This window comes from Arthrobacter sp. 01T428 (assembly GCF_056398685.1).
Genome location: NZ_JBFTPW010000008.1, coordinates 110,579 through 126,412 on the forward strand (window position 1 = coordinate 110,579; position 15,834 = coordinate 126,412).

Annotated in this window: 14 protein-coding genes; 1 reads left to right on the forward strand and 13 read right to left on the reverse strand. The window is 62.1% G+C overall.

The features are described 5' to 3' along the window. Positions 1 to 100 precede the first annotated feature (100 nt). The 9 genes from AC1DJB_RS11270 to AC1DJB_RS11310 form a co-directional block, all read right to left on the reverse strand. Positions 101 to 1,366: a DUF320 domain-containing protein gene (locus AC1DJB_RS11270; RefSeq protein WP_476910254.1), complete on the reverse strand. Its 1,266-nt coding sequence runs from the start codon at positions 1,364 to 1,366 to the stop codon at positions 101 to 103. A 107-nt stretch (positions 1,367 to 1,473) separates the two neighbouring features. Next, positions 1,474 to 2,418 carry a hypothetical protein gene (locus AC1DJB_RS11275; protein ID WP_476910255.1) on the reverse strand — a complete coding sequence of 315 codons (945 nt, stop codon included), beginning with the start codon at positions 2,416 to 2,418 and terminating at the stop codon, positions 1,474 to 1,476. A gap of 101 nt (positions 2,419 to 2,519) precedes the next feature. Next, entirely contained in the window at positions 2,520 to 3,590 is a 1,071-nt protein-coding gene (locus AC1DJB_RS11280) for a Gfo/Idh/MocA family protein (protein ID WP_476910256.1), read from the reverse strand. A 107-nt stretch (positions 3,591 to 3,697) separates the two neighbouring features. Further along, entirely contained in the window at positions 3,698 to 4,399 is a 702-nt protein-coding gene (locus AC1DJB_RS11285) for an ABC transporter ATP-binding protein (protein ID WP_059388016.1), read from the reverse strand. Between the two features lie 2 nt (positions 4,400 to 4,401). Then, entirely contained in the window at positions 4,402 to 5,814 is a 1,413-nt protein-coding gene (locus AC1DJB_RS11290; protein ID WP_332601558.1) for an ABC transporter permease, read from the reverse strand. A 199-nt stretch (positions 5,815 to 6,013) separates the two neighbouring features. Further along, positions 6,014 to 7,114, reverse strand: a complete 1,101-nt coding sequence (locus AC1DJB_RS11295; protein ID WP_059388015.1) for a substrate-binding domain-containing protein — start codon at positions 7,112 to 7,114, stop codon at positions 6,014 to 6,016. Positions 7,115 to 7,165: 51 nt separating this feature from the next. Beyond that, positions 7,166 to 8,434, reverse strand: coding sequence for a multiple monosaccharide ABC transporter permease (gene mmsB / locus AC1DJB_RS11300; RefSeq protein ID WP_059388014.1), 1,269 nt, complete (start codon positions 8,432 to 8,434; stop codon positions 7,166 to 7,168). Between the two features lie 44 nt (positions 8,435 to 8,478). Continuing rightward, entirely contained in the window at positions 8,479 to 10,035 is a 1,557-nt protein-coding gene (gene mmsA, locus AC1DJB_RS11305; RefSeq protein WP_284992025.1) for a multiple monosaccharide ABC transporter ATP-binding protein, read from the reverse strand. A gap of 138 nt (positions 10,036 to 10,173) precedes the next feature. Continuing rightward, complete coding sequence (locus AC1DJB_RS11310) at positions 10,174 to 11,364, reverse strand: ROK family transcriptional regulator (protein ID WP_284992024.1); 1,191 nt, start codon at positions 11,362 to 11,364, stop codon at positions 10,174 to 10,176. A gap of 239 nt (positions 11,365 to 11,603) precedes the next feature. On the opposite strand from AC1DJB_RS11310, the gene AC1DJB_RS11315 reads away from it, so the two are divergent. Beyond that, complete coding sequence (locus tag AC1DJB_RS11315) at positions 11,604 to 12,413, forward strand: nitrilase-related carbon-nitrogen hydrolase (protein WP_476910257.1); 810 nt, start codon at positions 11,604 to 11,606, stop codon at positions 12,411 to 12,413. 30 nt (positions 12,414 to 12,443) lie between these two features. On the opposite strand, the gene AC1DJB_RS11320 is transcribed toward AC1DJB_RS11315, so the two are convergent. The 4 genes from AC1DJB_RS11320 to AC1DJB_RS11335 are packed head-to-tail and all read right to left on the reverse strand — an operon-like array spanning position 12,444 to position 15,422. Beyond that, entirely contained in the window at positions 12,444 to 12,980 is a 537-nt protein-coding gene (locus AC1DJB_RS11320) for a hypothetical protein (protein ID WP_306964045.1), read from the reverse strand. Then, entirely contained in the window at positions 12,977 to 13,294 is a 318-nt protein-coding gene (locus AC1DJB_RS11325) for a hypothetical protein (protein WP_307053064.1), read from the reverse strand. The genes AC1DJB_RS11320 and AC1DJB_RS11325 overlap by 4 nt, the downstream gene beginning before the upstream one ends. Next, the gene (locus tag AC1DJB_RS11330; RefSeq protein WP_476910258.1) at positions 13,278 to 14,705 is read right to left on the reverse strand and encodes a hypothetical protein; all 1,428 of its coding nucleotides are present in this window, start codon (positions 14,703 to 14,705) and stop codon (positions 13,278 to 13,280) included. The genes AC1DJB_RS11325 and AC1DJB_RS11330 overlap by 17 nt, the downstream gene beginning before the upstream one ends. Beyond that, positions 14,706 to 15,422, reverse strand: coding sequence for an ATP-binding cassette domain-containing protein (locus AC1DJB_RS11335; RefSeq protein ID WP_476910259.1), 717 nt, complete (start codon positions 15,420 to 15,422; stop codon positions 14,706 to 14,708). Between the last annotated feature and the right edge of the window lie 412 nt (positions 15,423 to 15,834).

The window sequence follows — 15,834 nt, forward strand, 5'->3', positions numbered from 1 at the left end:
TCCCTATGTTCACGCGTGAGCTCCTCCGCGGGGCTGTTTGCCCTGCGGAGGAGCTGCGAGCGGGCTACATCCAATGCGGTGGAGAAGCCCGAGCCGGTGACTATGCGGGAATTGTTGCCCGGATCTTCCGGCTGCCCACCATCACGATGAGGCCAAGCAACAGCAGCGCTGCCGCGAACAACAACCACAGGCCATTGAAGCCGGTGCTTGCGAGAACAGCCGTTCCGGTCCCAACAGCACCCGCTGCAGTTACAGAGGCCGCATTGGCTTGTGCTGCAGTTCCGGATGCAAGGGCCGCCGGTGTCTCAACCGAAGGAGCGGCTGCAGCCGGATCGACGAAGCCCTGAGATCCGACCGGCCCGTTCACGACGGGCAGGTTCACGACCGGCAGGGTGACGGCGGGCAGGGTGACAACGGGTTGGCTGATAGAGGGCAATCCCAAACCCACCGATGCGGTGCCGACAGTGTTCGGCAGACCCAAGGGTGCCGTCAGTCCTGCACTCAAGAGCGATCCGACGCCTCCATTGGTGCCCGTCGACGCGGTGCCGAGTAGGCTCGCCGAGGTGTCACCCAAGGAGGCCAGTCCGTTCACCGACCCAGCGACGCCAGTGCCTCCGCTGGTGCCTGTCGGTGTCGTGCTGAGGACGTTGACCGAGGTGTCGCCGACGGTGGCCAGTCCGTTCACCGGGGCCGTGACGCCGGTTCCGCCGGTGCCTCCGGTGGCGCCAGTGGGCGTCGTGCTGAGGACGTTGACCGAGGTGTCGCCCACGGTGACAGGAGCGGTGACAGGCGCGCTGACGCCGGTGCCTCCGCTGGTGCTGGCCGGTGTGGTGCTGAGGACGTTGACCGAGGTGTCGCCCACGGTGACAGGAGCGGTGACTGGCGCGCTGACGCCGGTGCCTCCGCTGGTGCCTGTCGGTGTCGTGCTGAGGACGTTGACCGAGGTGTCACCCACGGTGACTGGAGCGGTGACAGGCCCGCTGACGGGAGCCGTCGCCTGGGTGCCAGAGGCTGTTCCAGGGGCGGAGTTGCTCAGAACTGCCAGTGAGGTGGCTCCGATATTAACAGGGACCGATATCGGAGCCACCACCTGGGTTCCGGACGGGACGGCTGCTCCGCCGGAATTGGTCGCCGGGGCCGGAACCGGGGCGAGTGCAGGGGCGGTGGTCGCGGCGCCCGAAAGGATTGAGAGCGACGTCGACCCGACGTTCACCGGAATGGACACCGGTGCAACGACTTGGGTGCCTGAGGCATTGCCCAGCGCACTTGTAGTGGTGTCTGCCGCGTTCGCGGCAGTTGCGCCGAGGGCTATCAACCCACCGGCAAAGAGGGTGCCAAGCAGCCCCTTGCGAATCATGCTGTGCATTATGTTGTTCTCCTGAACGAGTAGTTCCGAAAGGCGCATTGGAGCGCCTGGATTGGCCATTTGCCGCGGTCCGGAATTGGCTTCCGGGAAAGCGGCGGGGCGCGGAACTAGTCAGGGGATGAACCCGGGTCAAACGACACCGGAGCCGGAACTCTGCCGGCAGCAGCTGTTGACACGATGGTCCCAGCCAAGGGGTAAAACAGCTTGGTGCCTTGGAGCCAAGCGGCAGAAGCCCCCGAGGGATTGCTGGAAAGGACCGCAGAGCCGCTTACGGTGTCGCTGCCGCCTGGCGCACCGGGCGGGAATGTCCCGTCGGAGGGCGCTGAAGGTTCGTTTGTACCGCTAGCCCGGACTGTCGACTTCGAAGGCGTTGCAATCAGGCTCGGAAGGCCACTGGAGCCAGCGAGGCTGAGCAACGGGGTCGCGACGTCCTGAGCCGACGTCAAGGGGACACTGCCAGCGGGCCCTGCAACAGCGGATCCCGCTTCAAGGGCTTCGCCGATTCCGGCGGCATCGGGGATGTGGATTGAAGGGACGGTTACGTCCGGGACAGTGACCGGAAGGCTGCCAACCAAGGAACCAACGCCTGACCCGACCCCGTCAACCGCGCGCGCTGCCGGCGATACGAGGCTTGCAGTCGCGGCACTAACTGCGCCATCAGGGAGGACTGTGCTCACCATGGGCGTGTTGGCCAGAAGTTGATCGACGCTCGCAGTCAGCTGCGGAAGCTCGTTGACCACCACAGGGGGCACCTGTACCGCGGGTAGCCGGACCTCGGGGACTGGAACGGATGCCACGGCCGGGGCCGGCACGGACGCGACACTTGCCGCAACCGCGTTGCTGACAGTTCCGGAAAGCCCCTTTGGCGTATTGTGCACCACGTTTGACACCGCAGAGCTCGCGCCGCCCAGAAGGGTGTGGTTGTTGGTGTTTCCGGAATCAGCGCTGGCTGCCGTGGAAGAGAGGGCGATCCAAACAACGGCCCCCGCGCCGGCAAGCATGACGGAGCGGAGAACATGAAGAACGCGCGACTTACTTTGCTCAGCTTCCATCTCGACACCCCCCAGCGTCAGCTTGGATCGACGATCGCTCCCATCCTAGGCCTCACTAGTTAACTAGTCCAGACGTTGGAGGGCGGATTCGCCCATTCAGTTCAGCGGGCGTCGTTGGCGTACTGGACTCCGAGCTGGGATCGCACCCCGTCGAAGAGGCGCATTGTGTTCAGCGAATCGTCCAAGGGCATCACGGGACTTTCGGTCAGTCCTTGCTGGACACAGCGGGTAACCTCACGCAGTTCGTAGGTGTAGCCGATCCCGACCGCGTCAAAACGTTCGGTCCGGGGTTCATCCCAGCCCGTTCGAATCAGCAGCTCGCGCGGATTGTTAATGGACCCCTGCGTCTGGAGGAAGCCCTTGGAGCCTGCAACGGATGCCGAGCGCGGCCCATGGGCCAGCAACGAGGATGTCAGCTGGGCGATAGCACCGCCGTCGTAACCCAGCGTGAGCGCATTCTGGGAGTCGACGCCGTCGTCCGTCAAAGTGCCGATTGCGCTGACAGACTGCGGGAAACCGAGGGTACCCAAGGGCCACAGCAGGGCGTACACCGTGAGGTCCAAAAGGGCTCCACCGCCGTCCGCCGGGGCCCAAATGCGGGCGGTGGGATCGTAAGGGGCAGGGAATCCAAGGTCGGCGCTGACCCACTTGATGTCGCCCAGCTCGCCCGACGCGGCAATGGCGAATGCCCTCTGCATGCTGGGCAGGAATCGACTCCACACGGCTTCCATGAGGAACAGTTTCCGTTCCCGGGCCAGAGCGACGAGCTCCGCCGCTTCACGGCCGTTGATGGTCAAAGATTTCTCGCACAGGACGTGTTTCCCGGCGTTGAGGGCATCCCTGACGATCTCGAAGTGCTGGGCATGCGGGGTGGCCACGTAGACGACATCGACGGCGTCATCGGCTAGCAGCCGCTGGTAGCCGGGTACACCGCCGTCGTCGCCATAGGACTTCGTGACCCCCTGCGCGGCGGCAAAGGCATCCGCGGATTCCTGGCGCCGTGAACTCACTGCATGGAGGTTTGCGTCCTCGAGCTGGGCGAGGTCGCCGCTCACGGTCTTGGCGATTCCTCCCGTGGCGATGATGCCCCAGTTCAAGGCCTTGCCAGTGGCCGCGCGGGGATCCTGGTTCGGCTGGCTGAACAACCACGGTTTGGCGATATGCAGACTCATGCGGCCAATCCTCTCATTGCACAAGCCGCGTTTACAGGACGCATTCGGGCCAACGGGCCGGGAACCTTGCGATTCCCGGCCCTCCGTCTGTAGAACTGAAGAGGCGATCAGGCCCCGGCGGCGACCCGCGGACGAACGGCTTCCTCGCTCAGTTTGCCCTGCTGCAACCTGAAGCGGCGCTCGGTCTTCTGAGCCAGGCTCCGGTCGTGCGTCACCACCAGAATGGTGGTGTTATGGTCCCGGCTCAAGGAACTGAGCAGTTCGATGATGTGCTCACCGGTCTGCTCATCCAGGTTGCCGGTGGGCTCGTCGGCCAGGATGAGCTTGGGCTCGTTGGCCAGCGCCCGGGCAATGGCAACGCGCTGCTGCTCGCCGCCCGAGAGCTTGTTGATGCGGCGGGACTGTTTCTCCGGATCCAGCTGCACCTGCTCCAGGAGGGACCTGGCCCGCTCCAAGCGGGCAGCCTTCCGCATTCCGGCGAACTCCATGGGCAGCATCACGTTATCCACTGCCGAAAGGTTGGGGATGAGGTTGAACTGCTGGAAAACGAACCCGATGTCCCGGCGCCGGTATTCGGTGAGTTTGCCGGCGGGGAGCCCGGCCAGGCTGACTCCGTCCACGACGACGTCCCCGCTGGTGGGCTTGTCGAGGGCACCGAGCAGGGAGAGCAGGGTGCTCTTGCCGCTTCCGCTCTTTCCCACGATCGAGGCGAGGGTGCCCTTTTCGAGCTCGAAGCTCACGCCGTTGACGGGCTTGATGGTGCGGTCGCCGGACTTGAACTGGCGGACCAGGTCTTTGACTTCAATCATGGCTATTCTCCTCGGAGGACTTCGATGGGGCGGATGCGGGCGGTGAGCAGCGCTGGTACCAAGGCGCCCACGACGGCGACGCCGAAGACCGCGGCAACGCCTGCAGCAATGACGCCGGGGGAGGCGCTCGCCGTGACCGAGGTCAGCAACTGGGAGGCTCCGCCGAAGGGGTTTCCACCTGGACCACCAAACCCTCCGCCGCCGGGACCGCGCTGGCTCGTGGCCGTCGTCGAGCTGTTGGAACTGATCAGCGCCGACGCGATGCCGCCGCTGGCGAAGGAGGCGATGGCAGCGCCAACGACGCTGCCAAGCGCCACGAGGACGAGGGCTTCGAGCACGAACTGCAAGCCGATGGTCCGGTTGCGGGCGCCGATGGCCTTGAGGACTCCGATCTCACGGCGGCGCTCGCGGACCAACATGACCATGATGAGCAGGATGATCAAGCCGGCGGTGCCGAGTGCCGCGAAGAAGGCCACGAGTGAAATGTTCTTGACGCTGTCCAGCGAACTGACCGCGGTTTCGAGGTTCCGCTGGCCCTGTGTGACGTCGGCCTTGCCGGAGCCGAGGGCGGCTTGAAGCGCCGTCTTGGCGGCGTCCACATTCGCCATGCTGTTGACGGTGACCACCATGCTGGAGAGCTCGCCCGGAGTCGCCGCGAGGGCCTGGGCCTCGGCGAGTGTCGTGTACACGGCGTTGTTGCCGAAAGTGGTGCCGGCGTCGAAGATGCCTGCCACCGTGAACGTCTTGCCGGCGATGGTGAACGTCGAGCCGGCCTTGAGGTTGTTCTTCGTCGCGAGAGTCGTTCCGACGAGGGCCTTGGTGCTGGCGACGGTGTAGTCGCCCAGGCCTGTGCCGCTCGTGATGTTCAGGGCCTTGCCGGCGGTGTCCACCTCGGCCCCGATACCCGTAGCAGTGATGGGCAGCGAGAACGTGGGCGCCGTTCCGGTGCTACCCGAGCCCGTGCTGCCGCTTGTGTTGTTGCGGTTGCCGAGCGTGCCGGCGTCGATGGCTGCCTGAAGGTTCGTGGTGACGCTCGTGCCGCCGCCGGGACCGCCACCGGGTCCGGCTTGCTGCCCGGTGGTGCCGGTGGTCGAGGTGGAGGCCGTCGTCGCGGTCTCCAGCCGCAGCGCCTTGGTGCCCACCACGGAAACGACGTTCGGTACCGCTGCCGCCGTCGCGGTCTGGGCCGCGGTGAGCGGCTCGCCGCCGCCGTCGAATCCCTGCGCGCCGGCCGGATTCACGGTCAGGACCGTGCCCACGGAGGCGTTCAGCTCCTGGACCTTGCCGCCAACGGCTTGGTTGGCCACGAGCATGGCAAGCGCCAGCCCGATCGCGACGGCCAGGACTGCCACTACAGCCGCGGTTCTTATCTTGTTGCGGAAGGCATTGCCTACACTCCGGGCGAGGACGCTCACGATTCTCCTTCTGGACCTGGCCCGCCCCAGCGGCGCGCCTGCTCACCTAACAGTGCTCACGGCGGCTGTGCGGCTGTGCTGCTGAAGCTATGCGGGGCCTGTGAAGAGTTGCGCGACGGCGGATGGAGCCGGACACACCGACGGCGGCCACCCCCTGGAGTGGGGATGGCCGCCGTCGGTGGTGCCTAGAGGAGTGCTACTACTTGGTGATCGGGCCGAGGACCGGATCGTCCACGTAGGCCGTCTTCACGTTGGCGAGGGTCACGATGACCGGAGGCAGCAGGTACGCCGGCACGGTCTTGACGCCGTTGTTGTAGGACTTGGTGTCGTTGATTTCCGGGGTCTTGCCGGACTGGATGTCGTTGACCATGGTGATGGAGTGCTCAACGAGCTTGCGGGTGTCCTTGTTGATGGTGGAGTACTGCTCGCCCGCAAGGATGGACTTGACCGACTCAACCTCGGAGTCCTGGCCGGTCACGACCGGAAGCGGCTTGCCTGCCGCCTTGACCGAGGTCAGGATGGCGCGGGCCAGGGTGTCGTTCGGGGACAGCACGCCGTCCAGCGAAGCGCTCGTGTAGGTACCTGCGAGCAGGGTGTCCATGCGCTTCTGGGCGTTCTCTGCCTTCCAACCCTGGGTGACGGCCTGCTCGAAGGACTTCTGGCCGGAAACCACCTTGAGGGTTCCGTCATCGATCTTCGGCTGCAGGATGCTCATGGCGCCGTCGAAGAAGACCTTCGCGTTGGCGTCATCGGGGGAACCTGCAAACAGCTCGATGTTGTACGGGCCGCTCGGCTTCTTGGCCTTGAGTCCGTCCAGCAGGGCCTGGCCCTGCAGCACACCGACCTTGAAGTTGTCGTAGGCCACGTAGTAGTCCACGTTGGAGGTGTTCAGGAGCAGGCGGTCGTAGGCAATGACCGTAGCGCCGGCGTCCTTGGCCTGCTTGAGCTGCGTGCCCAGCTGGGCGCCGTCGATGGCACCGACGATGATGAGCTTGTCGCCCTTGGTGATCATCGCGCTGATCTGGTTCTGCTGCTCCGAAACGCCACCGTTTGCGAACTGCACATCCGGCTTGAAGCCTGCGCTTGTGAGCCCGTCGTTGAAGAGCTTCTCTGCCAGGACCCAGTTCTCACTGGTCTTCTGCGGGAGCGCGACGCCGATCGAGGAACCCTTGGGGAATGCCTCGCTGCCGCTTGACGAGCCACCGGAGCTGCCGCTGTCCGTACGGCCGCAGGCCGTCAGCGCCAGTGCCGCGATCGCAGCTACTGCTGCTGCCTTTCCTGCTTTACCAAACATTCGCATATCTTGGTTCGCTTTCTTTGTTGTGGATGGAACAAGCCGTCTTGAAGCCGATCAGGCTTCCTTGGAGATGACTTCCTTGGTTGAGGTCGTCTCGTCCGGGGCACTTTCGCTGCTCCGGCCGAAGTTCTTCATCATCAATCCGATGATCGATTTCTTGCCCTGCGTCTTGTTGTAGACGTCGAAGGCAACTGCCGCCAGCAGCACGAGGCCCTTGATGATCTGGGTGAGGTCCGCGCCGACGCCGAGCAGTTGGAGGCCGTTGTTGAGGACAGCCATGACCAGGCCACCAACGATGGAGCCGATCACCGTGCCCACGCCGCCGGTGACCGCTGCGCCACCGATGAATACGGCCGCGATCGCATCCAGTTCCCAGCCGACGCCGTCGAACGGACCCGAAGCCGTGGAGCGGCCCACGAAGATCATGCCGGCGAGGCCGGCAAGGATGGACATGTTCATCATGACCATGAAATTGACCTTCTTGGACTGGACTCCGGAGAGTTCGGCCGCGTGGCGGTTGCCGCCGACTGCGTAGATGTGGCGGCCAATGACCGTCTTGGCGGAAATGAAACCGTAGATCAGGACCAGCACGGCCAGAATAAGGCCCGGGATGGGGAATGAGGTGCCGGGGCGGCCAGTCGCGAACAGGTACGTGGCGTAGAGGATGGCTGCATTGACGAGCACGAGCTTGGTGACCATCACCCAGCCTTCTTGCACTTCGGCGCCCAGTGCCTGGGCGGTGCGGCGGGAACGGATCGCACTGACAATCACGAATGCGACGGCGATAAGGCCCAGCAGGATTGTCAGGTTGTTATACCCCGTCTTCGGCCCTATCTCGGGCAGGTACCCGGAGCCCAGGTACTGGAAGTCTTCCGGGACCGGAACGGTGTTGGACTTGCCCACGAACTGGTTGAAACCGCGGAACAGCAGCATGCCGGCAAGGGTCACGATGAAGGCCGGGATACCGACGTATGCCGTCCAGAATCCTTGCCAGGCTCCGATCAGGGCGCCGAGCAGGAGCCCGAACAGGACGGCTACGTACCAGGGCAGGTGCCAGTCCCTGATGGCCAGGGCCACCGAGATGCCGACGAAGGCCGCTACCGAACCTACGGAGAGGTCGATGTGGCCGGCGATGATGACCAGGACCATGCCGATGGCCAGGATCAGGATGTAGGAGTTGCCGTTGAAGAGGTTGATGACATTGCCCGGGGTGAGCGTGCGGCCCGAGGTGAAGATCTGGAAGAAGATGACGAGTGCAACCAGGGCGAAGATCATGCCGAATTGGCGGGTGTTGCCACCGAATAGCTTCTTGAGCGCGTTCATTGTTTTGGGTCCTTGTGTCCGTGTGGTTCTGGAGATGACCGGGGTCAGGCAGCTTTGCGGCTGGATGTCATGAGCTTCATGAGGCTTTCCTGGCTGGCTTCGTCCTTGTTGAGTACGCCAGTGATGGAGCCCTCGAAGATGGTGTAGATACGGTCGGAGAGGCCCAGCAGTTCGGGAAGTTCGGAGGAGATCACAATCACGCCCTTCCCTTGGTTTGCCAGCTGCTGGATGATTCCGTAGATCTCGTACTTGGCCCCGACGTCGATTCCGCGGGTGGGTTCATCCAGGATGAGAAGGTCCGGATCAGTGAACATCCATTTGGCGAGAACAACCTTTTGTTGGTTTCCGCCGGAAAGCTTCGATACGCCTTCCTCCACCGACGGCGTTTTGGTGCGCAGCGACTTCCGGTATTGCTCGGCCACCATGAATTCCTTGTTGGTGTCCACAACGATTCCCCGGCTGATCTTCTTCAAGTTGGCAGACACCGTGGTGGTCTTGATGTCGTCCAGGAGGTTCAGTCCCAGGCTCTTGCGGTCCTCCGTGACGTAGCCGAGACCGGCGTCGATCGCTTGGCGGACGCTGCGCATGGTGATCGGTTTGCCGTCCTTGTACACCTGCCCCGAGATGAACCGGCCGTAGGAGTGGCCGAAGACGGAGCGGGCAAGCTCGGTGCGCCCGGCGCCCATCAGGCCGGCAAAGCCGACGATTTCACCCCGGCGCACATGGAAGCTGGAGTTCTTGCAGACCAGGCGGTCCTGGATCTGGGGATGCCCGACCGTCCAATCCTTGACTTCGAAGAACACCTCGCCGATCTTCGGCGTGTGGTCCGGGAAGCGGGACTCGAGCGTCCGCCCGACCATGCCCTTGATGATCCGGTCCTCGTCGACGCCGTCTTCCACGACGTTGAGCGTCTCGATGGACTTGCCATCGCGGATGATGGTGATCTCGTCCGCGATCTGCTCGATCTCGTTGAGCTTGTGGGAAATGATGATGGACGTGATGCCCCGGCCCTTGAGGCCAAGGATCAGGTCCAGCAAGTGCTGGGAGTCCGATTCGTTCAGGGCTGCCGTGGGCTCGTCGAGGATGAGCAGCTTGACGGACTTGTTCAGCGCCTTGGCGATTTCCACCAGTTGCTGCTTGCCGACGCCGATTTCCTTGATGGGGGTATCCGGGTCTTCGCGCAAGCCGACCCGTGCGAGGAGTTCGATTGACCGCTTGCGTGCCTCGGCCCAGTCGATGATGCCGCGCCGGACGGGTTCGTTGCCGAGGAAGATGTTTTCCATGATGGACAGCTCGGGGATCAGTGCCAGTTCCTGGTGGATGATCACGATTCCCGCATGTTCGCTGGCCCGGATGTCCTTGAACTGCTGGACTTCCGCCTGGTACACGATGTCGCCGTCGTAGCTGCCGTAGGGGTAAACCCCGGAGAGCACCTTCATCAACGTGGACTTTCCTGCACCGTTTTCGCCGCAGATCGCATGGATTTCGCCCACCTTGACCCGGAGGCTCACGTCCGAGAGCGCCTTCACGCCGGGGAATTCCTTGGTGATGGACCGCATCTCGAGGAGAACCGGATCCTGGTGCGTTATGGGGGTCGACATACCCTCGCGCCTCCAATGTTTGACGTCGTTGTCGGCTCGGGGATGGCGAGCCTATCTGATGAGAAAGTAAACTGGATCACACCGCTTGTCGTCAAGACTTTAACGCAAGACGGCGATAACAGCGTGGTAACGAAATGTTTAGGACTGCTTAATTCCGGCGTGCTGGAACACCAAAGCGGCCGCCCCCAGGGCCTCCGCCCGGGCGCCGAGCGAAGACATCGCGAGGTGCGTTGTCTCGCCGATTACGGGCACTGCATGGCGGACGAGGCCCCGCCGGATCGGGTCCAGGAGGATGTCGCCGAGGCCGGCCAGAGGGCCGCCCACCACGATGACTTCCGGGTTTATGAGATTCGCCACATTGCCCAGCGCGCGCCCCACCGCGAGTCCGGCGTCGTCCACTACGCGAAGGGTCGCCGGATCCCTCGCCAGGGCGTTGCGGACAATGTCCTCGGGTTCGAGATGGAGCCCTGAGCCCTTCCCGAGCAGCTCGATCATGGTGGTGGTGGAAGCCATCGTTTCCAGGCAGCCCCGGTTGCCGCAGCGGCAGATCGCGCCGTATTCGTGGATGGTCGCATGGCCGATTTCTCCTGTGATTCCCACTGCCCCGTAGTAGGGCGCGCCGTTGATGATGAGGCCCGCTCCGATGCCGGAGCCGATCTTGAGGAACATAAGGTTGCTGATCCCGCTGTGGGGCCCCCAGGTGACCTCGGAGAGGGCGCCCAGATTGGCGTCGTTGTCAACGTATACGGGAAGATCGAGGGCTTCCTCCAGCCGTTCGAGAATCTGGATCCCCACCCACTCGGGCAGGATGGCGCCCTGCGCCACGGTGCCGGAACGGCGGTCGATGGGGCCCGCTATGCCGGCCCCGGCGCCTACCACCGCGCTTCGGTCCACGCCGCTCTCGAGCAGGAGCTTGTTGAGGAGTGCGACGGCGGCGCTGATGCCCTGTTCGGCGTGGTGGCCAAGGGGGAGCGTGACCGTTTCCTCGACGATGATGTGATAGCCCAGCGAGGCCAGGACCACCCGCAGGTGGCGCCGGCCAAAATCGATCCCGACGGCCACCGCGCCGTTGCTGTTGAGCCTGACGTTCAGCGCCCGTCGTCCGGAGCTTGTGATCGGTTCGGTGGAGACAAGCCCCGCGTCCTGCATGATCTTGACGATGTTGGACACCGTTGCCGTGGAAAGGCCGGTCTGCCGGGCGAGTTCGGCCTGGGTGGAGGGGCCGCTCAGCAGGCATTCGATGAGCCGCTGCTGGTTCAGGTGGCGCAGCGCTGATTGCGAGCCGGGGTTCTTGCGGTGGCTCTTCGTCGAGCTGGATGTTGCGGGCATGACATGAAGCGTGCCTCAAATCACAGTTGCAGTCAAGAAGTTAACGCAACGGCGTGAACTTGCGTCGTCATCATGAACTATGCCCCAGTTTTGTACGAACCATCCCCGGCGGGCTGCCCACAGGTCCTTTTGTCCCGGTTGGACGGCCTGCGGCTAGCTAGGCTGGAAGGACGAGTGATCCCGGGCGTGTCTCCCATGAACGCCTGACGGGGATGCAAGGTGCTATTGAGGTGGTAATGATGCTGCTGTCCGTTCTGCAGGCCAACGCTGTTGTCCTGGACATCGACGCCAATCTGAAGACGGTCGATGCGGCGGCACAACGCGCTGCCGCGGCCGGGGCCGCCTTGTTGCTGACCCCCGAGCTCTTCCCGGTGGGGTACGCGCCGTTGCGGCTCCACGCGGAGCTGGATTTCGCAACGCTTCCAAGCATCAGGGAACGCCTTGCGGACATCGCCCGCACGCACGGCATCGGGCTCGTGTATAGCCTTCCCGCACCAGCTGCTGATGGCGGTTGGCATATCTCCGCCACTCTTCTGGACGCGCACGGAACCGTGCTCCTGGACTACGGCAAAGTGCACCTCTTCGGCGCGGAGGAGCGAAAGGCGTTCTCCGCCGCCCAGGCGGCTCCCGGCGTCGTGGACTTCAACGGGATCAAAACCTCGCTGCTGATTTGCTACGACGTCGAGTTTCCCGAAAGCGTCCGCGCCGCGGCCACGCGGGGCGCCGAGCTTCTGCTGGTCCCCACCGCCCTGTCCGCCGGATTCGACGCCGTGCCCCGGGTCTTGATCCGGGCCCGGGCACTGGAGAGCCAACTCAACGTGGCCTACGCGAACCACAGCGGCCACGAGGACGGCTGCGACTTCCTCGGCGGGAGCGTGGTCGCGGGTCCGGACGGTTCGTTGCTCGCTGCGGCCGGGGACGGTGCGGCCTTGCTGTTCGCCGAGATCTCCACGGAACGCGTCAACGAAGCCCGGGAACAGGTGCCCTACCTGCGCGAACGCCGCCCGGAGCTGTACCGGGAGTGGGAAGGTTCTGCTCCGAAAGGTTGAGGCCGCGAATGCATGGGGTGGATGAGTAGCTCAGCGGTTGACTACGGGCGCGCGTAAGCCAACCGGCCGAGCCCAAGCACGGATTCCGAGAATGAGGCTGCGTCCGTCGCCAAAGAATGGCAGAAGAAAGACTGCATGCAACAAGAACCAGTACTGCAGGAATGAACCGGGTGCCAGTAGTGCAACCAGCGCCCCCACCAAGCATGATCCACCCGGACCGAGTATCGCCACGATTGCGATCTGCCACCCGTAGAGATGCCCGACGGGAATGACGGAGAAGCGAAGGATGCCGGAAGAAACTACGACGTCGGAAATCCCGTGAAACAGCCTCATGCCCGCAACGTGAGACCACTCATGCACCAGAAATCCGCACAGCAGGCACAGCACATGCACAAGAAGCCACAGGCCAGCCCGGAAAAGTATCGGGTCAGTGGTCATGGCGGCCAGGAAGGTGCACGCCGTGAAGCCGAGAGCCGCGGCGGCAAAAGGCAAGCTACATGACCATATGAGTTGCTTGGCTATCAGCCCGGCAGTGACATCCCGGAGGGCGAACTTTCGAACAGTCAATCCTGGTTCGCTTGTAGGAGTCGCTTCTTGTGGAGCTTTAGCCGTTCCAGGACTGATGCAACGGCAACATAAAAGACCAGCGATGCCGCGAAGACAAAAGCGATGGGCGCGCCGTTCGACACCCCGATTTCCAACGCGGTCGCCCCGTCGGGCTTTGCATGGGGCTCGAAGAAGAGCGCGCCGAACAGGCCAGATTTCCTGACTCCTATTTCTGACGCCGAGAACATCGTGGTGATGAAACTTGCGACAACGACGATCATGGTGACAACAAAAGAGACTGTCATCCCGACGATGGATCTAAGCAACCACTTCATGGCGTGCAATCCTTTCCATTCTTCGCATACCCAGGATGCTGTAAAAGACGACGAGCATGTTAAGCGCGGTGAAAATTCCCGCACTGATCATTGGATCAAAGTTAAAGACGTTCAAGCCGAGCGCCACAATCATGACGACTATCACCGTGAGCAGGACCCCCATGATGACAGTGAATGGGTTTCCCTTCTCAGGAGGGAAAGCGATGCCAACTAGGGTTGATATGAGAATGTTGCTCAAACACAATCCAAGCACCGGCAGGCACGCTTCGAAGGTAATTCCTTGCGACAAGGAAATCGTGATGACTGGAATGCCCACAACCATCAAGAGGACGCCTTGCGAGCCGACGAGGCGTAAGTAGTTCGCAACGGTGCGGCCCGGATAAGTGACCATGCGCCGCAGGGGCTCCGAGTTTGAAAATGCATAGACTCCCTGAAATGTTATGAGAGCGAGGACGTAGGGTGGGAACACCAAATGCTCGAGCCAGGCGAAGACTGAATAAATGATGATAAAAGAGATAGCCACCATCGTTTCGAAACTTCGAAACAAGACCAGAATGTAAACGCCGAACTTACGATCTGCCAAGCGTGAAGGCAGAAAGACGAAGAAGCGACGCATCGGGACGTAGTTCCTGGGTGCGATGGCGACGATTGCCGGAATTACTGCCGCCGATGTCGCAAGGAGGATTAAAATGGATAACCAGAGCCCAACGGCTTCCTGCAGTTTCGCGTAGAGCAATGCAGGTGCAAAGTAGTCGCGCCCCAATACGTAGCTTTCGGCGATCTGGCTGCTCTGCTCGTTGGTTTGAGGAAACGCCACCGCCAGCCCGAAAGCCAGCACCATCGGGACTATCAGACCGCGAAGTCGGGCGATCCGGAGGGCCTGCAGAGCACGCTCAAGCAGGTAGTAGCCGAGGCTCAGAAGCAAGTAGGTTGAAATAGCGGGGAACCAGATGGATGCCAGAACCCTCGGAATGTAATCAGGACCCTCGATCAACACGGTTGAAATGGAGAAAGCACCGAAAACGAACACGGTCATAAGGAGAACGAGGGATGACTCAAAGAGCGCAAACGCCATCGTCCTTTCCTTGTTGGTCACGGGCAGATTGAAGGAGAGCTTCAGAAGCTCATCTGCCTTCATGAACAGCACCCGGATCAGTGTGTACGCAATAAGTACCCAAAATCCGACCGATGCGTTGGCCACTTGAAGAACCGGCTCAAGCAGGCCGGTTCCACCGAGATACTGACGGATGACCACATAGCTCAACACGTTGAATCCCGCGAACGCGAGAACGAGCAGGAATATGGTAGAAAGCCGAGCAGCCGGGCTGGCCAACAGGCCTCGTCCCAAGACGCGCCTCACGATGAAGAGCCAGAACAATCGAGACAGGAGAACTACGCTCTTGAAGCGCATTTAGGATGGCTCCATTGCCTGGATGAATTCGTTGGCAAGGTCAGCTATCGTTCCGTGATCTTCGATAATCTTCCGGACGGGAGCCTGAACCACCAGGGCCCCTTGGATGAGAAGCGCCAGCTCGTCAGCGACGTGCTCCAACATGGTGAAGTCATGACTGCACAGCAGAACCGATCGGCCTTCTTTGGCAAGTTGTCGGATATCTCGCTCGAAGAGGTTGATGGCGTCGATGTCGACGCCATTGAGGGTCTCATCGATGACGGTAAACCTTCGCCGGAGCATGAACGCCGCGATAAGTTGCAGCTTCTTCCTCATGCCGTGTGAGTAGTCCTCGATCAAGTCGCGGTGCCTGTCGCGCATGGAGTACCTGGCGAATTGCGTCCTCAGTGCCGCGTGATCCATGGATTCTCCATAGAGCCCGTGCATGAAACGCACGTATTCCTCCCCCGTGAGGAACTCAGGGAGGTAATCATTGCTCGACAAGTAGATCGAAGACATCTTGGCGCTGCGGCTCTGACTGCTGTCAGGTCCGATGCGGACGCGGCCGCTTTGAAGTTGGAGCAGATCCAGGATGACCTTTATCAGGGTGGACTTCCCGGATCCGTTGGGACCGATGAGGCCCATGATCTGGTCCTCGGCGATCGTGAACGAGACATCATGAAGCACTTGGGTTCTGGAGTTATAGGCGTAGTTGACGTTGGCAACACTGAGAGTCATGAGGCGTGATTCCGATGCTCTGGTCGTGGTGGCACGTTGTCAGTGCCTTGCCAGTAAAGCGGCCTCGTCCTTGCGTCAAACACCAGACGGCCATCGCTGCGAGCATTGCAAAAGCAAGCACCATCAGGACGGCGAGAACCACCAGAAACCAGCCATCGTAGCGAACAATCATTTCGTCAATCTTGGTTCGTGCCGTTGCCATGGTGCTGCTTGCATTCAAGGCGGTCGTAGTGAGCATTTCGTTCCTCCACTTCGATTTGAGCTACTGGCGGATCCCGTGTAGCCGGCACTCGAATGCTAGGCCGCGAAAACCGCGTCTCAGTGGTCAAACGGCGAAATTAAGTGGTGAAACCCGGCAAAATACGTGCAAAATCGACGTTTCTCCGTGTGCCGGCGGCTCCGTCTACGTGTT